The following is a 23,743-nucleotide window of genomic DNA, read 5'->3' as shown; positions in this document are numbered from 1 at the left end:
ACCCCCGATGCCCCGACCGCCCCGCCGCCACCTGGTCTCCCTGGACGACCTCTCCGACCGCGAGCTGCGCTGGATCGCGTACCGCGGCGCCCAGTACGCCGCCGGCGAGTGCGAGAGCGCCCGGCCGCTCTCCGACGCCGTCGTCGGCGTGCTGTTCCGCAAGACCTCCACCCGCACCCGCACGGCGTTCTCCGCCGGCGCGCTGCGGCTCGGCGCCCGGCTGATCACCTACGGTCCCGACGACCTCCAGGAGAACACCGGCGAGACCACCGAGGACACCGCCGAGGTGCTCTCCCGGATGCTCGACGTGCTGGTGGCGCGCACCGCCGGCAGCACCGAGGAACTCCGCGCCTACGCCGCCCAGCAGCGGATGTCCGTCGTCAACGCGATGAGCGCCGCCGAGCACCCCACCCAGGCGCTCACCGACCTCACCACCATGCTCGGCCACTTCGGGCGGATCGAGGGACTGCGGGTGCTCTACGCCGGGGAGGGCAACAACACCGCCTCGGCGCTCGCCCTCGCGCTCGCCCGCTTCCCCGGCGCCGAGCTGCACCTGCGGACCCCGGCCGGCTACGGGCTCGACCCGGCCTACCTCGACCGCGCCCGCACCCTCGCCAAGGAGGCCGGCGCCCTGGTCGAGGAGCGGCACGACATGGCCGACCTGCCGGAGGCCGACGTCGTCTACACCACGCGCTGGCAGACCACCGGCACGGCCAAGGCCGACCCCGACTGGCGGCGCGACTTCGAGCCGTTCCGGGTCGACTCCTCCGTGCTCGCGGCCTGCCCCGGCGCCGTCTTCATGCACGACCTGCCGGCGCACCGCGGCGACGAGGTGACCGGCGACGTGCTGGACGGACCCGCGAGCATCGCGTTCCAGCAGGCCGAGAACAAGTACCACAGCGCCCGCGCGGTCCTGGAGTGGTGCCTCGGCGGCATCCCGGCCGAACAGGCCTGACGGCCGGTCGGCCACCGGCGGACGACCCGGCGCACGTTTCCCAGGGAGGTAGCTCAGCAATGTCCGACACCATACGAATGCCCGGCGGTGGGTGGCGCCTGTGGCCGCACTTCGCACTCCGCGGGCCGGGCTTCCCCGCCGCCGGGGTGCTCCGGCTGGCGCCGGAGGGCCTGGCCACGGCCGCCGACAAGTTCACCCCCGGCGAGGTACCGGCGAAGGCCGACTGGGAGGCCTTCGAGGAGGCCTTCACCGCGGCCGCCGTGCAGACCGCGCGGGACCTCCAGGAGATCGCCGCCTCGGGACCGTTCCGGGCCGCGGTGGCCTGGCAGAACCGGGCGGTGCTGGGCACCGGCATCAAGTCGTTCCTCGACTGGACGCCGTCCGCCGAGGGCCGCACCAGCATGCCGCGCCAGCGCGAGGAACTGATCGCCCACTACTGGCAGCGGTTCTGCGTCAAGAACGACACCATCGGCTTCTTCGGCCCGGTCGGCTGGGGCACCTTCGACACCGACCGGCGCGGCGTCGAGGTCCACCCCGGCACCGGCCTGGTCGCCGACTCCCAGGTGTACTTCTCCAGTTGGTCGATGGACGCGCTGGCCAAGGCGATCGACCGGGACCCCCGGGTCCGCGACTGGACGCCGCCGCGCCCGGTGCCGTTCGTCCGGGCCGCCGAGGGCACCGTGCTGGTGCCCGGCCGCCCGCCGCTGCCGGTCTCCGAGGCCGCGCTCGCCGTCTTCCGGCTCTGCGACGGCCGCCGGACCCCGGCCGGGATCGCCGAACTGGCCGGCCGGGAGCTCGGCCGGCCGCTGCCCGCCGCGGAGGTCACCGCCGCGCTGGAGTGGCTGGTCGCCCGTCGGCTGGTGCTGTGGAAGCTCGACGTCCCGGCCGGCACCTACCCGGAGCGGGAACTGCGGGCCATGCTCGACCGCATCGGCGACGCCGAGGTGCGCGAACCCGCGCTGGCCCGGCTGGCGGTCCTCGAAGAGGGCCGCGACCGGGTGCAGCGGGCCGGCACCGACCCCGAGGAGCTGACCGCCGCCCTCGCCGCGCTGGAGGGCGCCTTCGCCGAGATCACCGAGGTCGCGGCGGTCCGCGAGAAGGGCGCCCGGACGGCGCCCAACCGCGCCCTGGTCTACTCCGACACCCGCCGCTCCGCCACCGCCACCGTGGGCACCGCCGTCCTGGAACAGCTCGCCCCGCTGGAGCTGTGCATGACCGCCGCCCGCTGGATGACCAACCGGTACGCGGAGGCGGTCGGCGAGCGCATCCGCACGGCCTACCGCGCCCTGCGCGCGCGCGGCGGCGGCGGCCCGGTCGACCTAGGCTCGCTCTGGTTCGCCTGCCTGCCCGCCCCGCACCCGGAGTCGATCGCCGACATCGACCGGATCCAGGCCGACCTGCGCGAGCGCTGGCGGCGGATCATCGACGCACCGGCCGGCGCCCGGCGGGTCCACCTCGCCGCCGCGGACATCGCCGAGCAGGTCCACGAGGCGTTCCCGGAGGGCGGCCGGGGCTGGTCGCTCAGCCGGTACATCAGCCCCGACCTGATGATCATCGCCGAGGACCTCGACGCCGTCGGGCGCGGCGAGTTCGAGCTCGTGATCGGCGAGCTGCACGTCGCGATGAACACCCTCGGGCAGTCCCTCTTCGTCCACCAGCACCCGGACCGCGAGCAGCTGATCGACGAGACCAGCCGCGACTTCCCCGGCCCGCGCCTGCTCCCGATGCTGCCCAAGGAGCTGCCGCTCAAGTGGTCCGCCCGCAGCCGGCAGGCGCTGGGACGGCCGCAGGACCACTACGTCGCCCTCACCGACCACACCTCCGACCCGCACCGCCCGCGCACCGTGCGCTCCGGCGACGTCCTGGTGGAGGAGCGCGACGACCGGCTGGCCGCCGTGCTGCCCGACGGCTCCGAGTTCGAACTGCTCGACGTCTTCTGCCACGCGCTCACCAACCGCGTGATGGACCGCTTCACCCTGCGCTCGGACGGCGACCACTCGCCGCGGATCACCATCGACTCCACCGTGGTCGCCCGGGAGACCTGGCGCTTCGCCGGAGCCGCCCTGGACTTCGCGGACGAGAAGACCGAGGCCCGGCGGTTCGTCCGGGCCCGGCAGTGGCGGGACGCCCACGAGCTGCCCCGCTTCGTCTTCGTGGTCTCCCCCACCGAGCCCCGGCCGTTCTTCGTCGACTTCGACAGCCCGGTCTACGTCACCATCCTCGCCAAGGCCGCCCGCCGGCTCGCCCGCAAGGACCCGGACGCCCGCCTGACCGTCAGCGAGATGCTCCCCACGCCCGAACAGGCCTGGCTCACCGACGACCAGGGGCAGCGCTACACCTCCGAACTGCGCCTCGTCGCCGTCGACCGGACCACCGGGACGGAGGAGCCGGCATGAGCACCCCCGCCGGGGCCACCTTCGTCGACGCCATCCGGGCGCACGCCGACCGCGCACCGCAGGCCCCCGCCCTGCTGACCCCCGGCGGACCGGTCGGCTACGGCGAACTCGCCGAGCGGATCGGCCGACTGGCCGCCCACCTGGCCGCCCACGGCCTCGGGCCGGAACGGGTCTGCGCGGTGGCGCTGCCACCCGGCGCCGACGCCGTGGTGGCGATCTCCGCGGTCGTCCGCACCGGCGGGGCGTTTCTCGCCCTGGACACCGAACTGCCCGACGGGCGGCTCGCCGCGCTCGCCGCCGGCGGCGCGGCGGCGCACCTGCTCACCACCGCGGCCCTGGCCGACCGGCTCGGCCCGCTCGTCGGCGCGCCCGCCCTGCTGCTCGACCGGCTGCCCGCCGACCCGCCGGCCGCGCCCGCGTTCCCCGCCCCGCACCCGCGTTCGCTCGCGTACGTCAGCCACACCTCCGGCTCGACCGGAGCGCCCAACCCGGTGCTGATCGAGCACCACGGCCTCGCCACCTATCTGCGTGCCGTCGCCCGCGACAACCACCTCGGCCCCGGCACCGTCACCCTCCAACTCGCCCCTCCCGGCTACGACGCCTCGATCCGGGACACCTTCGCCCCGCTGACCGCCGGCGGCTGCGTCGTCCTCGTCGACCGCTCGCGCCTGCTGCGCGCCGAGGCCTTCGCCGACACCGTCGCCGAGTACGGCGTCGACACCGTCCTCAGCACCACCCCGTCCTTCCTGACCTTCCTCTCCCAGCACCCGCGCGCCGCCGAACGGCTGCGCTCCCTGCGCCTGCTCTGCTCCAGCGGCGAGTCGCTGCGCCCGTTCCTCGCCGCCGGCGGCCGCGCCCTGGTCGGCGGCCGGCTGGTCAACCAGTACGGGCCCACCGAGTGCACCATGACCTCCACCCGCTACGAGGTGCCGGCCGACCCGGACACCGCCACCGACACCGTCGGCACCCCGATCGAGGGCACCGTCGTCCGGCTGCTCGACCCGCGGGGCCGCGAAGTCCCGGACGGCCAGGTCGGCGAGGTGCACATCGGCGGCGCCGGGGTCGCCCGCGGCTACGGCGGACTGCCCGGCCTGACGGCCGACCGCTTCCCGCCCGACCCGCACGGCCCGCCCGGCACCCGGCTGTACCGGACCGGCGACCTCGCCCGGCGCGGCCCCGACGGCACCCTCGACTACCTCGGCCGCGCGGACCGCCAGCTCAAGATCCGCGGCCACCGGGTCGACCCGGCCGAGATCGAGGGCGCCCTGCTCACCCACCCCGACGTCACCGGCGCCGTGGTGACCGCCGAGACCGACGACCGGGGCCGGACCTGGCTCGACGCCCACGTCACCGGCCCGCTCGCCGCCACCCCCGACGCCCGGCTGCGCGCCCACCTCGCGCTCACCCTGCCGCCGCACATGATGCCCCGGCGCTTCACCCGGCTGGAGCGGCTGCCCGTGACGCACAGCGGCAAGACCGACCGCCGCGCCCTGCGCGCGCCCGTGCCGGAGGCCGTCGCGTGACGGCCGCCGACACCCGCCCGCTGACCGGTCTCGCCACCGACACCGGCCTGCCCGGGCCGGCCGACGTCCTGGCCGCCGCCGAGCGGATCGCCCCGCACGTGCGGCACACCCCGCTGCTGCGCCACGACACCCTGCCCGGCCTGCTCGTCAAGGCCGAACACCTGCAGCACAGCGGGTCGTTCAAGCTGCGCGGCGCGGCCAACGCGATGCTCGCGCTCGGCGCCGACGAGGTGGTCGCCGGCTCCTCCGGCAACCACGGCATCGCGGTGGCCACCCTGGGCCGGATGCTCGGCGTCCGGGTCACCGTGGTGATGGCCGCCGGCGCCGCCGAGGCCAAGGAGCGGGCGATCCGGGCGCTCGGCGGCCGGGTCCTGCGGGTGCCCGGCGGGGTCGCCGAACGCGACCGCCACGCCAGGGACCTCGCCGCCCGCACCGGCGCCGCGCTGGTGCCCTCCTCCGACCACGGACTCGTGATCGCCGGTCAGGGCACCGTCGGCCTGGAGGTGTTCCGGGACGCCCCCGACCTCGACGCGATCTTCGTCCCGGTCGGCGGCGGCGGCCTGCTGGCCGGCGTCCTGCTGGCGGCCGCCCGGCTGCCGAGGCCGGTGCGCGTCATCGGCGTGGAGCCCGAACGGGCCCGCCGTTACGCCCGCTCGATGGCCGCCGGCGAACCGGTCGAGCTGCCGCCCAGCGACACCGTCGCGGACGGGCTGCGCGGCCAGCGGCCCGGTGAGCTGACCTTCCCGATCGTCCGGCGGCGGGTCGACGACCTGATCGGCGTCGACGACGCGGCGGTGCTGCGCGCCATGGACCTGCTGCACCGCGCCGGCATCGCCGCCGAACCCAGCGGCGCCGCCGCGCTGGCCGGCGCGCTGGGCTCCGGCGCCCTGCGGCCCGGCGCGGCGGGCCGCACCGCGGTCGTCGTCTCCGGCGGCAACTCCGCCGCCGTGCTGGCCGCCGCCGCGGCGCGCTGAGCGCCCTGCGCCCCCTCTCGTTCCCCGTACACCCCACCCCTTCGGAAGGACCCACCATGACCACCATCGACACCGCCGAACTCGCCGGGCAGATCGCCGGCTTCTACCGCGAGACGCTCGGCGACGACAGCCTGGACACCGACAGCGACTTCTTCGAGGCCGGCGGCGACTCGCTCGCCGCCTTCCAGATCGTCGACCGGCTCCAGGAGCTGGTCGGCGCCGAGATCGCCGTCGCCCTGGTCTTCACCTACCCGTCCCCCGCGGAGCTCGCGGAGGTCGTCGTCGACGACCTGTCCCTCGCTCCCGCCTCGGCCTAGGGGGCACCGGCATGCACGAGGAATCCGTCTCCCTGAGCGGCCGGTGGCGGCTGTGGGACCAGGTCGCGGTGCGCGGCCCGGGGTTCCCGGCCGATGGGGTGCTCCGGCTGGCGCCGGAGGGCCTGGCGGCGGCCGCGAACAAGTTCGGGGCCCGGGACAAGCTCTCCGGGGCCGCCTGGCAGGCCTTCGAGGAGGAGTTCACGCAGTCCGCCGCCCGGGCGGCGGAGAACGCGCAGGAGATCGCCGCCTCCGGGCCGTTCCGCGCGGCGGTCGCCTGGCAGAACCGCGGGGTGCTCGACTCGGCGATCCGGCCGTTCCTCAACTGGTCGCCCGCGACCGAGGGCCGGACCTTCAAGCAGCGCCAGCGCGAGGAGCTGGTCGCCCACTACTGGCAGCGGTTCTGCGTCAAGAACGACACCATCGGCTTCTTCGGCCCGGTCGGCTGGGGCACCTTCGACCCCGACCGGCCCGGCATCACCATGGACCCGGGCACCGGGCTGATCGCCTCCTCGGAGGTCTTCTGGTCCAGCTGGTCGATGGACGCGCTGGCCCGCGAGATCGGCGCCGACCCGGCGGTACGCGTCTGGACGGCGCCCCGCCGGGTGCCCTTCGTCCGGCTGGAGGAGGACGCGGTACGCGTCCCCGGCCGCCCGCCGCGCCCGGTGGAGCCGGAGACGCTGCGGGTGCTGCGGCTCTGCGACGGCACCCGCACCGCCCACGCCATCCAGCAGGAGACCGACCCGGGGACGGACGTCCCCGCGCTCCTCGACGAGCTGGTCCGGCGGCGCTGGATCACCTGGCAGCTCGACCTCCCCGCCGACATCCGGCCGGACCGCCGGCTCCGGACCGCCCTGGAGCGGATCGGCGAACCCGCCGTGCGCGCCGAGGCGCTCGCCCGGCTCGACGAGCTGGAGCGCGCCGGCGAGGCCGTCCGGGCCGCGGCCGACGACCCCGAGCGCCTGGTGGCCGCCCTCACCGAGGTCGAGCAGACCTTCCAGCGGGTGACCGACGCGGCCGCCAAGCGCGAGAAGAGCGGCACCACGGCGCCCGGTCGCGCGGTGGTCTACCAGGACTGCCGGCGTGCGGCCCACGTGACGCTCGGCAGCCGGGTGCTGGAGGCGCTCGCCCCGCTCGAACTGCTGATGGACGGCGCCGCCTGGCTCGCCGCCGCGCTGGCCGCCCGGGTGTCGGAGCGGGTCGCCGCGGTGTACGGGAAGCTGCGCGCCGAGACCGACGCCGACCGCCCGGTGGACCTCGCCACCTTCTGGTTCGCCTGCATGCCCGTGCTGCACGGCGCGGCGGGGGCCGACGCCGCCGAGCTGCAGGCCGAGTTCGAACGCCGCTGGCAGCGGATCCTGCCGTCCACGGAGGGCGTGCGCCGGGTCAACGTCGCGGGCGCCGACCTCGCCGACCGGGTGGCGGAGGCCTTCGGGCCGGCCGCCGCCGCGGGCTGGACCGCCGCCCGGTACATCAGCCCGGACATGATGATCGCGGCGGAGGACACCGCGGCGATCGACCGCGGCGAGTTCGAACTCGCCCTCGGCGAGCTGCACCTGGCCTCGAACACGCTCGGCAACGAGCTGTTCGTCAACCAGCACCCGGACCGCCGGGAGCTGTTCGACCGGACCGACCGCGACCACCCGGCGCCGCGGCTGATGCCGCTGCTGCCGAAGGAGCACAAGGCCCGGCTCTCCGCCCGGATCCGGCACGCGCTGGTCCGCCCGCAGGACTACCAGGTCGCCCTGCTCGACAACACGGCCGACCCGCACCGCGACCGGACGGCGCCGAGCGCCGACGCCGTGGTGGAGCAGCGGGACGGCCGGCTGACCGTGGTGCTGCCGGACGGCGCCGTGTTCCCGGCCGTCGAGGTCTTCTCGCACGTGCTGACCACCCTGGTGATGGACCGCTTCCGGCTGCTGCCGGAGGCCGACCACTCCCCCCGGATCACCATCGACAAGATGGTGGTGGCCCGGGAGACCTGGCGGTTCATCGGCTCCACGCTGGACTTCGCGGACGAGAAGACCGAGCCGCGCCGGTTCGTCCGGGCCCGGCACTGGCAGGACGCGAACGAGCTGCCCCGCTTCGTCTTCGTGGTCTCCCCCACCGAACCGCGGCCGTTCTTCGTCGACTTCGACAGCCCGGTCTACGTCAACATCCTCGCCAAGGCCGCCCGCCGGCTGGCCCGCAAGGATCCGGACACCCGGCTCACCGTCACCGAGATGTTCCCCACGCCGGAGCAGGCCTGGCTCACCGACGACCAGGGCCGCCGCTACACCTCCGAACTGCGCCTCGTCGCGGTGACCGACTGACCGACCCGCACCACCCGAGCACCACCGACCCGGGCCGGGCTCCCCCAGGAGCCCGGCCCGGGTCGGTGGTGTGTCCGGCCGACGCGGGGCGCCGCGCGCGGCCGTCCCACGCGGGCTGTCGGGAACCAGGGCGGGGCCGGGGGCGGGGGCGGGCCGCCGGCGGCGGGGTGTACCCGGCCCGGCGCCCGAGAGCCGGCGCCCGGAGCGCCGGGGACGGGGCTCCCGGGACGGGGCGCCGGGGGCGGGGCTCCCGGGACGGGGCGCCCGGGACGGGGCTCCCGGGACGGGGCGCCCGGGACGGGACCTCACCCTGGTGGAGCGACCGCGGCGGCGCGGCCCACCCCGCCCCGCGCCGACGGGTGGAGGCCGTCCGGGCCCGGCCCGGACACGGCGAAACCGCGAGGGCGGGGGCGCTGTGTGCGCCCCCGCCCTCGCGGTGGTTCCCTCCCCCGGGGTCAGCCGGTGCTCGCTCCGCCGTCGGCGAGGATCGCGGTGATCGTCTCGGCCAGGCGGCCGAGGTGGGGCGGCTTCATGACGCCGAAGTGGTCGCCGGGGATCCGGTGCAGGGCGACCTCGCCGGTGAGCTCCTGCCAGCGGGTCAGGTACTCCCCGAAGTCCTGCCCGGAGGCCACCTCGTGCTCGCCGTCGGCGAGTTCGTCGCTGGCGATCAGGTTCAGCCGCCCGGGGTAGTTGCGGTGACGGTAGGTCAGGCACATCTCCATGACCTCCCGCCACATCCGGGCGGAGGGCAGCCAGACCTCGCCGGCGCCGTGCTCCGGCAGCACGATCCCGACCTCGGGGTCGACGTCGTCCACCAGGTGTTCGAGCAGCGCCAGGGTCTCCCCGCGGAGCGCCGAGGTGTCCTGCCCGGCCGGGGCGGCGGCCAGTTCGGTCAGCTTCGCCACGCAGCTCTCGATCAGCCGGTACTCCTTCCACAGCTCGGGCCGCTCGTGGTTGTCCAGCCCCGGGTCGAGCAGGACGAAGGTGACCTCCTCGCCCTCGGCGGTGAGCCGGTGGGCCAGCTCGCTGGCGATGCCGCTGCCTCCGCACCAGCCGAACAGCCGGTACGGGCCCTGCGGGGCGGCGGCCCGCAGTTCGGCCAGGTAGCGCTCGGCCATCTGCTCGGTGGAGGGGACGGGCTGCCCGTTCTCGGCCTGGAGGCCGGGCCAGGCGAAGGCCGCGACCGGCTGGTCCGGGTCGAGGTACGGCACCAGCGGGCGGTACCAGTGGGCGCTGCCGCCGCCGGGGTGCACGCAGAACAGGGGCGGCCGGCTGCCTTCCCGGCGGAGCCAGACCAGCGCCTCCACCGGCTCGCCGGCCGCCGCCGCGTCGACGGCCGCCGCCAGCCCGGCGACGGTCGGGTCCGCCACGAACGAGCGCACGGTCAGGTCGATTCCGTGCCGCTCGCGCAGCAGGGCGGTGATGCGCAGGATGGCCAGCGAGTGGCCGCCGAGGAGGTAGAAGTCGTCGTCCACCCCGACCTGTCCGAGGCCGAGCACCTCGGCCCAGACCTCGGCGACGGCCCGCTCGGTGGCGGTGCGCGGCGCCGCGGAGCCGGCGGTCGGCGCGGGCCCGGAGGGCTCCGGGAGCGCGGCGCGGTCGATCTTGCCGTGGGCGGTGAGCGGGAGTGCGGGCAGTTCCACCCAGGCGCCGGGGACGAGGTAGTCGGGCACCCGCCGCCGGAGCTGCTCGCGCAGCGCGGCGACGTCCAGCGGGCCGGACCCGGGTTCCGGGACGACGTAGCCGACCAGGCGCTTCTGGCCGTCCGGTCCGGGGTGCACGGCCGCCGCGGCCGCCCGGACCGGCGCGAGGCCGCCGATCATGGCCTCCACCTCGGCGAGTTCCACCCGGTGGCCGCGGATCTTCACCTGGTTGTCGCGGCGGCCGACGAAGGACAGCGTCCCGTCGGGGTCGCGGCGGACGATGTCCCCGGTCCGGTAGAAGCGGGCGCCGGGGAGCTCGCCGGACGGGTCCGGCACGAAGCGGTCCGCGGTGAGGTCGGGGCGGCCGAGGTAGCCGCGGGCGAGCCCGGGGCCGCCGACCAGCAGTTCACCGGCCACGCCGAACGGCACCGGGTCGAGGTGGTCGTCGACCACCAGGACGCGGGTGTCGGTGATCGGCACGCCGATCGGCACCCCCCGGTCGGCGTCGGCCCCGGTCACCCCGCGCAGCGCCGTGCTGAAGGTGGTGCACTCGGTGGGTCCGTAGCCGTTGGTGAGCGCGACGCCGTGGCCGAGGGCGGTGCGCACGTGCGCGGGCGAGAGGGCGTCGCCGCCGGCCAGCACCTGCCGCACCCCGGCCAGCGCGGCCGGCTCGGTCTCCACCATGTGCTGGAACAGGCCGGCGGTGAGCCAGAGCAGCGTGACCCGGTGCCGGCGGAGCACCTCGGCCAGTTCGGCGGCGGTGGTCGCCCCGGGCGGGCAGACCGCCAGGCGGGCACCGTTGCCCAGCGCCCCCCAGACCTCCAGGGTGGAGGCGTCGAAGGCGAGCGGCGCGTGCAGCAGCAGCACCTGGCCGGGGTCGAGGTCGGCGTAGTTGGGGTCGTGCACCAGCCGGACCACGGCCCGGTGGGTGACCTGGACGCCCTTGGGCCGGCCGGTGGAGCCGGAGGTGTAGGTGACGTAGGCCAGGTTGTCGGGGTGGGTGCCCGCCTCGACCGGGGTCTCCGGCAGGACGGCGAGGCCGGTCCAGGCCGCGTCCAGCGGGACGCAGCGCAGGTCGGCGATCCGTGCGAGGCGGTCGGTGTCCTCCGGCCGGCAGATCACCACGTCGGCGCGGACGTCGTCCAGCACGAAGCCGATCCGGGCGTCCGGGTAGGCGGGGTCGAGCGGGACGTAGTAGCCGCCGGCCTTGAGCACGCCGAGCATGGCCAGTACCGCCTCGACGCCGCGGTCCAGGCAGATCGCGACCGGCGTCTCCGGGCCGACGCCCAGCCCGCGCAGCAGGTGGGCCAGCTGGTTGCTGCCGGTGTCCACCTCCCGGTAGGTGAGGCTCCGTTCGGCGTCCTCCAGGGCGATCGCGTCCGGGTCGGAGCGCTCCGCGACCAGCTCGGGCACGCAGACCTCGGGCAGCGGGCGGGTGGCGGGGGCGGTCGCGCCCGGCCGGTCCAGGCCGGGGGCCCGGAAGGCCTGCGGGTCGGCGTCGGCGTCCTCGGCCATCGCGGTGAGCACGGCGATGAAGGTCTCCCCGATCGCCGCCAGCCGCTCCCGGCCGACCCAGCCGGGGCGGCAGGTCATCCGCAGCTCGCCGGGGAAGGTCCAGACGTCGAAGGTGAACTCGTTCGGGCTGTGGTCGGTGACGGTGCCGATGTCCGACCGGTGCTCGTCGAGCACGTGGAAGTCCAGGTAGGCGAAGACCACCTCGACCAGTGGCTCGCCGCCGCCCCACTCGCGCTGCATCGCGGGCAGCGGGTAGCGGCGGTGCGGCCACAGGGCCAGCTCCTCGGCGAACACCGAGCGCACCAGCTCGCGCCAGCTCGGCGCCCGCAGGTCCACGGCGAACGGCACCGTGTTGAGGTACATGCCGCGGACCCGGTCGCCGCCCGGCAGTTCGGGCCGGCCGTTGGTCACCGCCCCGGCGAGGAACCGGCGCTGGCCGCTGAGCAGGCCGAGCACCTTCAGGTGGGCGGTGTAGAGGACGGTCTTGAGCGAGCTCTGGGTGTCGGCGGCGAGCCGGCGCAGCTTCGGCTCCAGCGCCGCCCAGGGCAGCCGCACCTCGGTGGCGGGCAGGTGCGCCTCGGCCGGGGCGGTGTCGGCGGGCAGCCGCAGCCGGTCGTGGCCGGTGATCCGGCCGCGCCAGAACTCCCGGTCCGCCGGGGAGGCCAGGGCGCGCTTCTCCAGCTGGATGAAGTCGGCGTAGCGGACCTCCGGCGGCGCCGCGGCCGGGGCGCCGGTGCCGGCGGCCAGCTCCCGGTAGGCGGCGCGCAGTTCACCGATGACGGAGTGGTGGCTCCAGCCGTCCAGGATGGCGTGGCACTCGACGTGGGTCAGCAGCCACTCCCGGTCGCCGACCAGGTGGGCGTGGTAGCGCAGCAGCGGGGCGCGCCCGACGTCGAACGGGGTGCGCTGGGCCTCGGCGCGGAAGCGCCGGACGGCGGCCTGCTGCTCCTCGGCCGGCAGGTGGCGCAGGTCGTCCACGCCGATCTCCAGGTGCAGGTCGTCCGCCGCGTGCACCAGCTGGAGCGGTTCGGAGTACCCGGAGAGGTCGAAGGAGGTGCGCAGGATCTCGTGCCGCTCGATCAGCAGCCGGACCGCGCCGTTCAGCGCCTCGGCGGAGAACGGGCCGTCGTCGACGATCTGGAAGGTGCTGGCGTTCTGGTAGGTGTTGCGCTCGGGGTCGGCCAGCATCTCGTAGACCATGCCGACCTGGACCTGGCCCATCGGGTAGGCGTCGGCCAGGCCCTCGGGGAGGCGCTCGCGGTCGGCCGGGTCGAGCAGCTCGAACCGGCCCACCAGGGCGGTCTCGGCCGCGCCGGCGGCCGGCCGGTCGGCCGCCAGCGGGGCCAGCTCGGCGACGGTCTGGCGGGCGAAGACGTCCTGGACGGAGAGGGCGAGCCCCTGGTCGCGCAGCGCGCCGACGGCCCGGATGGCGCGCATCGAGTCGCCGCCGAGCTGGAAGAAGCCGTCGTGCACGCCGACCTTGTCGACGCCGAGGGCGGCGGCGAAGGCGTCCGCGAGGGTCTGTTCGAGGGCGCTGCGCGGGGCGACGAACGCGCCGACCAGCTCGGAGCGGGTCCGGTCGGGTGCGGGCAGCGCCTTGCGGTCGGTCTTGCCGCTGGGGGTCAGCGGCAGCGTCTCCAGCGTCGTCCAGTGCACCGGGCGCATGTGCTCCGGCAGCCGTCCGCGCAGGTGCTCGCGGGCCGCCTCGACGTCGGCCCCGGCCGGTACCAGGTAGCCGACCAGCTGGTCGTCGTGGACGGCGACGGCCGCGGCGGCGACGCCGGGGGCCTGCGCCAGGACCGCCTCGATCTCGCCGAGTTCGACCCGCTGACCGCGGATCTTCACCTGGTGGTCGAGCCGGCCGAGGTACTCGATCTCGCCGTTCGCCCGGTACCGGGCGAGGTCGCCGGTGCGGTAGAGCCGGCCGCCGGGCTCGGTGGCGAAGGGGTCGGGCACGAAGCGGTCGGCGGTGAGCTCCGCCCGGTTCAGGTAGCCGCGGGCCAACTGGACCCCGCCGAGCAGGAGTTCGCCCGGCACGCCGATCGGCTGCGGGCGCAGCGCGGCGTCCACGATGTAGGTGCGGGTGTTGGAGATCGGGCGGCCGATGGTGACCGGCCGGCCCGGCTCGCAGCGGATCGCGGTGACGTCGACCGCGGCCTCGGTGGGCCCGTACAGGTTGTGCAGGTCGCAGCCGATCCGCTCGTGCACGGCGGTGACCAGCTCGGCGGGCAGTGCCTCGCCGCTGCACACCATGCGGCGCAGCGAGGGCAGCGGCGGCAGCGGCTCGGCGAGGAAGGCCCGCAGCATCGACGGTACGAAGTGCAGGGTGGTGATCCGCTCGGTGCCGATCAGTTCGGCGAGGTAGGCCGGGTCGCGGTGGCCGCCGGGGCGGGCCAGGACCAGGGTCGCACCGGTGATCAGCGGCCAGAAGAACTCCCAGACCGAGACGTCGAAGCTGTACGGGGTCTTCTGCAGCACCCGGTCGTCGGCGTCGAGCCCGTAGGCCTCCTGCATCCAGTGCAGCCGGTTGACGATGGCCCGGTGCTCGACCAGCACGCCCTTGGGGCGGCCGGTCGAACCCGAGGTGTAGATCAGGTAGGCCGGGTGCTCGGGCGCCGCCGCGAAGACCGGGTCGTGGCCCCAGCCGCCGGGCAGTTCGGCGGTGATGTCCACCAGGTGCGGGGCGCCGCCGGTCACCAGCGGGGTGAGCCCCGGGTCGGTGACCACGGCGAGGGCGCCGGAGTCGGCCAGCATGAAGGCGAGCCGGTCCGCCGGGTAGTCGGGGTCGAGCGGCAGGTACGCGCCGCCGGCCTTGAGCACCGCGAGCAGCGCGACCACCAGGTCGGCGCCGCGGTGCAGGCAGACGCCGACCACCGACTCGGGGCCGACGCCGAGCCGGCGCAGGTGGTGGGCGAGCTGGTTGGCCCGGACGTCCAGCTCGCGGTAGCTGAGCTCGGCGCCCTCGAACCGCAGGGCGGTGGCGTTCGGGGTGCGGGCGACCTGCGCCTCGAACAGCAGCGGCAGGGTGCCGGTGGGGTAGCCGCGGCCGGTGGCGTTCCAGCTGAGCAGCTGGCGCTCGCGCTCCTCCCGGGGGAGGATCTCCAGCTCGTCCAGCGGGGTGTCGGGCTCCGCGACGGCGTGCTCCAGCAGCTGGGTGAACTGGGCGGCGAACCGCTCGGCCGTCGCCCGGTCGAACAGCGCGGAGGCGTAGTTGACGCCGCCCGCGAGCGAGCCGTCCGGCTGGGCGGCCAGGCCGACGGTGAGGTCGAACTTGGCGGTGCTCTCGCCGACCGGCAGCCGCTCGACGGTCAGGCCTCCCATGGCCGCGGGCGTGGAGGCGCCGGCGGCGTCCTGCCACAGCAGCATGGAGGAGAACAGCGGTGTCCGGGCGGGGTCGCGCTCGGGCGCCAGCTCCTCGACCAGGCGCTCGAACGGCACCTCCTGGTGGCCGTACGCGTCCAGGGCGGTCTCCCGGACCTGGGACAGCAGCTCGGCGAAGGTCCGCGGGCCGGCCAGGTCGACCCGGAGCACCAGGGTGTTGAGGAAGAGGCCGACGACGTCCTGCACCTCGGCGCGGTCGCGCCCGGCGACCGGGGAGCCGACGGCGACGTCGCGCTGCCCGCTCCAGCGGCCGAGCAGGACGGCGTGGGCGGCCAGCAGAGCCATGAAGGGGGTGGCGCCGTGGTCCCGGGCCAGCGCCGTCAGCCGTCCGGCGGTCGCGGCCGGGACGACCAGCGGCACCAGGGCGCCGGCCGCGTCGCGCACCGGCGGGCGGGGCCGGTCGGTGGGCAGCTCCAGCGGCGCCAGTGCGGCCAGCCGCTCGTTCCAGTGGTCGAGGCGGCGCCGGAGCGCCCCGTCGGAGAGCCGCTCGCGCTGCCAGACGGCGTAGTCGGCGTACTGGACCGGCAGGTCCGGGGTGCGGGCCGGGCGCCCGGCGACGGCGTCGTCGTAGCGCTCGGCGAGTTCGCCGACCAGGAGGTCCTCGGACCAGCCGTCGCAGGCGATGTGGTGGACGGTCAGCAGGACGACGTGCTCCCGCGGGGCGAGCCGGGCCAGGACGGCGGACAGCACCGGGCCCTCGGCGAGGTCCACCGGACGGCGGGCGCCGGTGGCGAGGTCGGCCAGCCGGGCGTCGGCGGCGGCCCGGTCCAGGGTGCTCAGGTCCTCCTCGGTGAGCGGCACGACGCTCGGCGCGTCGACCACTTGGACGGGTTCGCCGTCGACCACCGGGTACCTGGTCCGCAGGACTTCGTGGCGGTGCTGGATCCCGTCGAGCGCGGTCCGCAGCGCGGCCCGGTCGAGGGGGCCGGTCAGCCGCAGCGAGGCCGTCACCAGGTACTCGGTGCTGCCGGGCTGGAGCCGGTCGAGGATCCAGAGGCGGCGCTGGGCGAAGGAGAGCGGCAGCGGGCCGCCGCGCGGTGCCCGGGCGATGCCCTCGGCCGGGGCGGTGCCCGCCCGGCCGGCGAGGCGCCGGCGCAGCAGCTCCTGCCGCAGCCGGGTGCGGTCCGTGGTGTCGGTCATCGGTGCCCCTCCTCGGCGAGCAGGCCCGCCACTTCCTCGTCGGTGAGCGCGGTGATCTCGGCCTCGACGGCGTCGGTCACCGCCTCGGTGAGCCGGGCCACCGTGGTGGCCTCGAACAGCAGGCGCAGCGGCAGCTCGACGGCGAACGTCTCGCGGAGCCGGGCCAGGACCCGGGTGGCCAGCAGCGAGTGGCCGCCCAGGGCGAAGAAGTCGTCCTGGACGCCGATCCGCTCGACGCCCAGCACCTCGCCCCAGATCGCGGCGACCGCCTCCTCGGCGGGGTCGCGCGGGGCCAGGTGCTCGCGGGCCCCGCCGGCCAGGGCGGCGGAGGCGTCGGGCAGTGCCTTGCGGTCGACCTTCTTGCTGGCGGTCAGCGGGAGCGCGTCGAGCGGCACCCACAGCGCGGGGATCATGTACTCGGGGAGCAGCGCCCGCAGGTGGCCGCGGAGTTCGGCCACGTCGGGCATCGGGCTGCCGGGCCGGGCGACCAGGTAGGCGGCCAGCCGGCGTTCGCCGGGGGCGGTCTCCGGGGCGGTCACCACCGCCTCCTGGAGGGCGGGGTGGCGGGCCAGCGCCGCCTCGATCTCGCCGAGTTCGATGCGCAGGCCGCGGACCTTGACCTGCTGGTCGATCCGGCCGAGGAACTCGATGGTGCCGTCCGGCCGGTGGCGGGCGAGGTCGCCGGTCCGGTAGAGGCGCCCGCCCGGCTCGCCGCCGAAGGGGTCGGGCACGAAGCGCTCGGCGGTCAGCTCCGGGCGGCGGTGGTAGCCGCGGGCCAGCCGGACGCCGCCCAGGTACAGCTCGCCGGGGACGCCGACCGGGACGGGCCGCTGGTCGGCGTCGAGGATGTGCGCGCGGGTGCCGGGGACGGGCCGCCCGAGCGGCAGGGCCGAGGCCTCGTCGCCCTGCGCCGGCACCTCGGAGACGGGGTGCAGCAGGCAGGTGACGGTGGCCTCGGTCGGGCCGTAGTTGCACAGGAAGCGGGCGGGCAGGCCGGTCTGCGCCCAGCGCCGCGCGTCCAGGCCGGTGACCACGTCGCTGCCGACGTTCATCAGCTTGAGCCCGCTCAGCAGGTGCAGGTCGGGGGACTCCAGGACGGCCCGGTAGTAGGACGGCGTGATCTCGACGACGGTGACGCCGTGCTCGGCGAGCCGGACCGGCAGCTCGGCCGGGGTCCAGAACACCGGGTCGGCGACCACGATGGTGGCGCCCGCGACCAGGGTGGCCGCGATCTGGTCCATCGCCACGTCGAAGGTGAGGGCGGAGAGCAGGACCACCCGCTCGCCGGGGGCGATGCCGTACTGGTCGGCGATCACCCGGCAGTGGTGGGCGTAGGAGCGGTGCTCGATCATGACGCCCTTGGGGCGGCCGGTCGAGCCGGAGGTGTAGATGACGTAGGCGAGGTTCTCCGGCCGGATCAGGACCGGCTCGGCCCCGGTGGCGGCGCTGTCGGTTCCGGCGGCGGTCCCGTCGTCGGTGCGGGTCCCGTCGTCGGTCCCGTCGGCGAGCACCACCCGGTGGGAGCCGGTCACCCGGTCGGCGAAGGCCCCGGTGGTGACCACGAGTTCCGGGCCGGCGTCGGCGAGCATGAACTCCAGCCGCTCGGCCGGGTGCTGCGGGTCGAACGGCACGTACGAGCCGCCGGCCTTCAGCACCGCGAGCAGCACCACGACCGCCTCGACGCCGCGCTCCAGGAGGGAGCCGACGACCGTCTCCGAGGTGACCCCGAGGGCGCGCAGCCGGGCCGCGAACCGGTCGGCCCGCGCGTCGAGTTCGGCGTAGCTCAGCCGCTGGTCGCCGAAGACCACGGCGACCGCGTCCGGGGTGCGCCGGGCCTGCCGGGCGAAGAGCTCGGGCACGCAGAGCCCGTGCTCCTCGACCGGGTCGAGCTCGGCGGCCCGCCCGCCGGCCGGGTCGGCCCAGCGGGTGAGGACGGTGTGCCGCTCCTCGTCGGTGAGCATGCCGAGGTCGCCGATCCGGGCTCCGGGGGCGGCGGTGACGCTGCCGATCAGGGTCAGGTAGTGGCCGGCCATCCGTTCGACGGTCGCCCGGTCGAAGAGCGCGGTCGCGTACTCGAACCAGCAGTACATCCGGCCGCCGCGTTCCTTGACGGTCACGGTGAGGTCGAACTTGGCGATCTCCAGGCCGGCCCGGACCGGCTCCACGGCGGCCGCGCCGAGCCGGGCGGGGACGCCGGCCAGGTGCTGGTGCTCGAACATGACCTGGAACAGCGGGTTGCGGGAGAGGTCCCGCTCCGGGCGCAGCGCGTCGACCAGGTGCTCGAACGGCACGTCCTGGTGGGCGAAGGCGTCGAGCACCGAGCCGCGGACGTGGTCCAGCAGGTCCGGGAAGGCCGGGTTGCCGGCCAGGTCGTTGCGGATCACCAGGTTGTTGGTGAAGAACCCGACGAGGTCCTCGGTCTCCTGGCGGGTCCGCCCGGCGACGGGGGTGCCGACCGCGAGGTCGTCGAGGCCGGTGTAGCGGTGCAGCATCACCTGGAAGACGGCGAGCAGCACCATGAACGGGGTCGCGCCGTGCCGGCCGGCCAGCTCGGTGACGGCCCGGCCGACCTCCGGCGCCACCTCGACGACCACGTTGGCGCCGCGCGAGTCGCGGACGGCCGAGCGGAGCCGGTCGGTGGGCAGCTCGACCGGCGTCAGGCCGCCCAGGCGGTCGCGCCAGTAGGCGAGCTGGTGGTCCAGCCGGCCGGCGTCCTGCTGCTCGCGCTGCCAGACGGCGAAGTCCGCGTACTGGACCGGCTCGGGGGCCGGCAGGGCCGGCGCGTCCTCGGTGAAGGACCGGTAGGCGAGGTCGAGTTCGCGCAGGTAGACGTTGGTCGACCAGGCGTCGAAAGCGATGTGGTGCAGGGTCAGGACGAGCAGGTGGTCCTCGGGGGCGGTGCGGATCAGGGTCGCCCGCAGCGGGTGGCCCTGGGCCAGGTCGAACGGGGAGCGGGCCAGCTCGTCGACCAGGGCGCGGGCCCCTGCCGCGGCGTCCGGCCCGGCCGACAGGTCGGTCAGGGTGAAGTCGACCGGCCCGGCGGGGTCGACGACCTGGACGGGGTCGCCGCCCTCGGAGCGGTACCGGGTGCGCAGCACCTCGTGCCGGGCGGAGAGCGCGTCCAGCGCGCCGCGCAGCGCCGCGGTGTCGAGCGGGCCGGTCAGCCGCAGCGCCAGCGGGACGACGTACTCGTGGCTCCCGGGCTCCAGCTGGTCGAGGAACCACATCCGCTGCTGGCCGAAGGAGAGCGGCAGCGGGCGGTCCCGGCCGACGGGGCGGACGGCGTCCGCCCCGGTGTCGGGGCCGGTAGCCGCGGCGCCGTCGATCCGGGCGGCCAGCCCGGCGACGGTCGGCGCGTGGAACAGCTCGCCGACGGTCAGCTCGATGCCGAACGCGCGCCGCAGCCGCAGCACCAGCTTGATCGCGAGCAGCGAGTAGCCGCCGAGCAGGAAGAAGTCGTCGTGCGCGCCGACCCGTTCGACGTCCAGCACCTCGGCCATCAGTGCGGCGACGGTCCGCTCGGCGTCGGTGCGCGGGGCCTCCCAGGCCCGCGCGGCCGGGCGCTCCGGCTCGGCGGCGGGCAGCCGGCGGCGGTCCACCTTGCCGTTGGGCGTGAGCGGCAGCTCGTCGAGCTCGACCACGGCGGACGGCACCATGGCCTCCGGCAGCGCGGCGGCCAGCCGGGCGCGCAGCCCGTCCGGCTCGATCCGCGCCCCGGCGGCGGCCACCACGTAGGCGGTCAACCGGGTGTCGCCGGTGCCGGACCGGTGGGCGGCCACCACGGCGGCGGCCACGGAGGGGTCGGTCGCCAGCAGCGCCTCGATCTCGCCGGGCTCGATCCGCACGCCGCCGATCTTGACCTGGTCGTCGACGCGTCCGACGTACTCCAGCGCGCCGTCCGCGCGGCGGCGCACCAGGTCGCCGGTGCGGTAGCGGCGGGCGCCGGGCACGGCGGCGAACGGGTCCGGGACGAACCGGTCGGCGGTGAGGTCGCCGCGGCCGGCGTAGCCGCGGGCCAGACCGATGCCGCCGACGCAGAGTTCGCCGACGACGCCGACCGGCACCAGACGGTCCTCGGCGTCCACCACGTAGGTGCGCACATTGGGCAGCGGCAGGCCGATCGGCACCTGCTCGCCGGGCTCGGCCGGGTCGTAGGGCCAGGCGGTGGAGTCGATCGCGCACTCGGTGGGGCCGTAGGTGTTGACCACCTCGACGTCGACGATCCGGCGCAGCCGGGCGCAGAGTTCGGCGGGCAGCGGCTCGCCCGCCGAGCAGACCACGCGCAGCGCGTCGCAGTCGGCCAGCGCCGGTTCGTCGAGCAGCAGGCGCAGCATCGAGGGCACGCCCTGGAGCACGGTGACGCGGTGCTCGGCGACGGCGCGGGCCATCACCGCCGGGTCGCGGTGGGCGTCCCGCGGGCCGGTGACCACGGTGGCGCCGCAGACCAGCGGGGAGAGGAACTCCCAGACCGCGGCGTCGAAGCCGATGGTGGTCTTCTGCAGCACCCGGTCACCGGGGCCGAGGCCGTAGCGCTCCACGGACCAGAGCACCCGGTTGCGGATCGCGGCCTCCGGGACGACCACGCCCTTGGGCCGGCCGGTGGAGCCGGAGGTGTACATCACGTACGCGGCCTCGGCGCCGGTGGCGCCGGCGGGTTCGAGGTCCGCCGACGGCGCCCCCGCCGGGTCCTCGCCGCCCTCGCCGCCCTCGCGGTCGAGGACGAGCGTGTTCGGGTGCGGCGGCAGCTGGCCGAGCAGGGACTCCTCGGTGACCAGCAGGCCCACCCCGGCGTCGGCGACCAGGTGGGCCAGCCGCTCGGCCGGCTGCTCCGGGGCCAGCGGCACGTAGACGCCGCCCGCGGTCAGCACCGCGAGCAGGGTGGCGACCAGGTCGGTGCCGCGGTGCAGGGCGACGCCGACGGGGCTCTCCCGGCCGACGCCGCGCGAGCGCAGCACCCCGGCGAGCCGCCGGACCCGGTCGGCGAGAGCGGCGTAGTCGGTCCGCCGCGCGCCGGACACCACGGCGACCGCGTCCGGGGTGGCCAGTGCCTGGGCGAAGAACAGTTCGGCCAGCGACTGCCGCGGGCGCCCGGTCTCGGTGCGGTTCCAGCGGGCGAGGTCGGCCAGCTCCGCGTCGGGGACGGTCTCCAGCGTGTGGGCGGGGGCCGCCGGGCGCTCGGCGACGGCCGCCAGCAGCCGCAGCAGGCTCGCCGCCATCCGCTCGATCCGGGCCCGGTCGAAGAGCGCGGTCGGGTAGATCAGCCGGGCCGCGAACGAGCCGTCGGGGAGCTCGGACAGGTGCAGCGAGAGGTCGAACGCGGAGTGCTCGGTGGCCGCCTCGACCTTGCTCACGTCAAGCCCGGGCAGCCGCAGCGGGCGGCGCTCGGCGTTGTGCAGCGCGAAGCCGACCTGGAACACCGGGTTGCGGGAGAGGTCGCGCTCGGGCGCGAGGTCGGCGACCACCCAGCCGAACGGCACGTCCTGGTGCTCGTAGGCGTCCAGGGTGGTCTCGCGGACCCGCGCCAGCAGGTCGAGGAAGGATCCCCGGCCGGACAGGTCGGTCCGCAGCACCAGCGTGTTGAGGAACATGCCGACCAGCGGCTCCAGGGCCACTTCGTCGCGGTCCGAGACCGAGACGCCGACGGCCACGTCGCGGGCGCCGGACCAGCGGGCGAGCAGCAGCTGGAACGCGGCCAGGTGCACCATGAACGGCGTCGCGCCGCCGTCCCGGCCGAGCGCGGCCAGCCGCTGCGCCAGCTCCGCCGGCACGGTGAACGGGACGCTGTCGCCGGCCGGGTCCCACTGCGCCGGGCGGCGGCGGTCGGTGGGCAGCTCCAGCGGTTCCAGGCCGGCCAGCCGCTCCCGCCAGTAGCCGCGCCGCCGCTCGGCCCGCTCGGGGGTGGCGGCCCAGGTGTCGCGCTGCCACTGCGCGAAGTCGGCGTACTGCACCGGGACGGGCTCCAGCGGCGACGGCCGCCCGGCCGCGAAGGCGTCGCAGAGCTCGTGCAGCTCGCGCGCCAGGATGCCCCAGGACCAGCCGTCGAAGGCGATGTGGTGGACGGTCACCAGCAGGACGGCCTCGTCCTCGGCGAACCGGGCCAGGGTCAGCCGCCAGGGCGCCCGGGCGCGCAGGTCGATCGGGGCGCGCAACTCGGCGGCGTGCAGCTCGCGCACCCGCGCCTCGCGGCCGTCCGCCGGCACCCCGGTCAGGTCGAGCACGGCGAGCGGCACGGGGCCGGGCTCGTCGACGTACTGCACCCCGGTGCCGCCCTCGGTGCCGTAGCGCGAGCGCAGCACCTCGTGCCGCGCCGCGACCTCGGTGAACGCGGCCTCCAGCACCGGCAGGTCGAGCGGGCCGCGGATCCGGAACGCCTCGCACATCAGGTACTCGGTGGAGGCGCCGGAGCGCAGCTGGTCCAGGAACCACAGCTGCTCCTGGGCGTAGGAGAGCGGGAGTCCGCTGTCACCGGTGGGCATCGGACGCCTCCAGGAGCGAGTCGGGGCTGACGGCGGCCGAGTACGGCTCGGCCATGGCCACGGCGATCCGGCGCGGACCGGTGAACGGCTCGCGGGCGTGCGCCGACAGCATGTTGTCCACCAGCAGGACGTCGTCCCGCTGCCAGTCGAAGCGGCGCCACTCGGCGCGGTAGCAGGCGCGCAGGTGCGCGATGACCTCGTCCGGCACCGGCCGGCCGTCGCCGTAGTAGGTGTTGGTCGGCAGCTGGGAGTCGTCGTACATCTCGCGCAGCGCCGAGCTCACCTCCTCGCCGAGCGTGGTCACGTGGAAGAAGGTGAGGTGGTTGAACCAGACCGTCTCGCCGGTCACCGGATGGCGGTGCACCGCCCGGCGGCGGGCGCGGGTGCGCAGGCCGTCGGCGGTCCACTCGGTGGCGACGCCGTTGCGGGCGCAGTAGGCGTCGACCTCGGCGCGGTCGGAGGTGTTGAAGGCCTGCTGCCACGGCACGCCGAAGCCGTCCGAGAAGTTGCGCACCACCATCCAGCCGCGGGCGGCGAACTCCTCGCGGACGGCGGGGTCGATCGCCTCGTACACCCGGCGGGTGTCGGCGAGCGGGGTGGCGCCGAGCGTCTCCGGCGGCTCGACGCAGTGGAAGAACAGGGTCATCGGCCAGTCGGCCTGGTAGGAGTTCTCGTTGTGGAGGAAGATCTCCTCGCTCGGCGGGTAGTCGGTCGAGGTGTACACCTGCCCCTTGATGGTGCTGCGCGGCGAGGACCGCTCGGCGTAGGCCAGGGGCGAGCCGGACACCGCCCGCACCGCCGCCTCGAACCCGTCCACCCCGCCGACGCCGAACCCGCGCAGCAGGACCGCGCCGTGTTCGAGCAGCCGGCCGCGGACGAACGGTCGGGCGGCCGAGAGGTACTCGGCCAGGGGCATGCCGGGAGTGTCGGCCGGCACCGTCAGGGGGAGGACGGAGCCCGCGCCGTTCTCCCGGGGTCGGTCCGCCGGCGCGGGCCGTATGGAGGGGTTCGCAGTCATGCGCCTCAGCGTCGTCGCCCGGCGGCCGCTCCCCGGAGAGAACAACCGGCAGTCACGGCGGCAGGCTTGGCGTCGCGGTGACTGCGCCTCCTTCTC

9 protein-coding genes are annotated in these 23,743 nt (G+C 75.8%); 6 read left to right on the top strand and 3 right to left on the bottom strand.

The window, feature by feature from the left end; genetic code table 11:
- The first annotated feature begins 7 nt into the window (after window positions 1–7).
- The 6 genes from ABZ497_RS08090 to ABZ497_RS08065 are packed head-to-tail and all read left to right on the top strand — an operon-like array spanning window position 8 to window position 8,474.
- Window positions 8–955 (top strand): ornithine carbamoyltransferase, encoded by a 948-nt coding sequence (locus ABZ497_RS08090; RefSeq protein WP_329486311.1) that lies wholly within the window; start codon window positions 8–10, stop codon window positions 953–955.
- Between the two features lie 59 nt (window positions 956–1,014).
- Complete coding sequence (locus ABZ497_RS08085; protein WP_359803971.1) at window positions 1,015–3,351, top strand: lantibiotic dehydratase; 2,337 nt, start codon at window positions 1,015–1,017, stop codon at window positions 3,349–3,351.
- Entirely contained in the window at window positions 3,348–4,874 is a 1,527-nt protein-coding gene (locus tag ABZ497_RS08080) for an amino acid adenylation domain-containing protein (RefSeq protein WP_359803970.1), read from the top strand. Before ABZ497_RS08085 ends, ABZ497_RS08080 begins: the two co-directional genes overlap by 4 nt.
- Window positions 4,871–5,848, top strand: a complete 978-nt coding sequence (locus tag ABZ497_RS08075) for a pyridoxal-phosphate dependent enzyme (RefSeq protein WP_359803969.1) — start codon at window positions 4,871–4,873, stop codon at window positions 5,846–5,848. Before ABZ497_RS08080 ends, ABZ497_RS08075 begins: the two co-directional genes overlap by 4 nt.
- A 56-nt stretch (window positions 5,849–5,904) precedes the next feature.
- Window positions 5,905–6,165 (top strand): phosphopantetheine-binding protein, encoded by a 261-nt coding sequence (locus tag ABZ497_RS08070; protein ID WP_329486317.1) that lies wholly within the window; start codon window positions 5,905–5,907, stop codon window positions 6,163–6,165.
- Window positions 6,166–6,176: 11 nt separating this feature from the next.
- Window positions 6,177–8,474: a lantibiotic dehydratase gene (locus ABZ497_RS08065; RefSeq protein ID WP_359803968.1), complete on the top strand. Its 2,298-nt coding sequence runs from the start codon at window positions 6,177–6,179 to the stop codon at window positions 8,472–8,474.
- 455 nt (window positions 8,475–8,929) lie between these two features.
- Here the strand turns inward: ABZ497_RS08065 and ABZ497_RS08060 are convergent, their stop codons facing one another.
- The 3 genes from ABZ497_RS08060 to ABZ497_RS08050 are packed head-to-tail and all read right to left on the bottom strand — an operon-like array spanning window position 8,930 to window position 23,647.
- Window positions 8,930–16,153 (bottom strand): amino acid adenylation domain-containing protein, encoded by a 7,224-nt coding sequence (locus tag ABZ497_RS08060; protein ID WP_359803967.1) that lies wholly within the window; start codon window positions 16,151–16,153, stop codon window positions 8,930–8,932.
- Window positions 16,150–22,629 (bottom strand): amino acid adenylation domain-containing protein, encoded by a 6,480-nt coding sequence (locus ABZ497_RS08055; RefSeq protein WP_359803966.1) that lies wholly within the window; start codon window positions 22,627–22,629, stop codon window positions 16,150–16,152. The genes ABZ497_RS08060 and ABZ497_RS08055 overlap by 4 nt, the downstream gene beginning before the upstream one ends.
- Window positions 22,616–23,647, bottom strand: coding sequence for a TauD/TfdA family dioxygenase (locus ABZ497_RS08050; protein ID WP_352291402.1), 1,032 nt, complete (start codon window positions 23,645–23,647; stop codon window positions 22,616–22,618). Before ABZ497_RS08050 ends, ABZ497_RS08055 begins: the two co-directional genes overlap by 14 nt.
- Window positions 23,648–23,743: the final 96 nt, after the last annotated feature.

It is taken from the genome of Kitasatospora sp. NPDC005751, from assembly GCF_040630835.1.
Taxonomy (GTDB): Bacteria; Actinomycetota; Actinomycetes; order Streptomycetales; family Streptomycetaceae; genus Kitasatospora.
The sequence above is the reverse complement of the archived record's forward strand: the minus strand, read 5'-3'. Positions and strand labels throughout refer to the sequence as shown.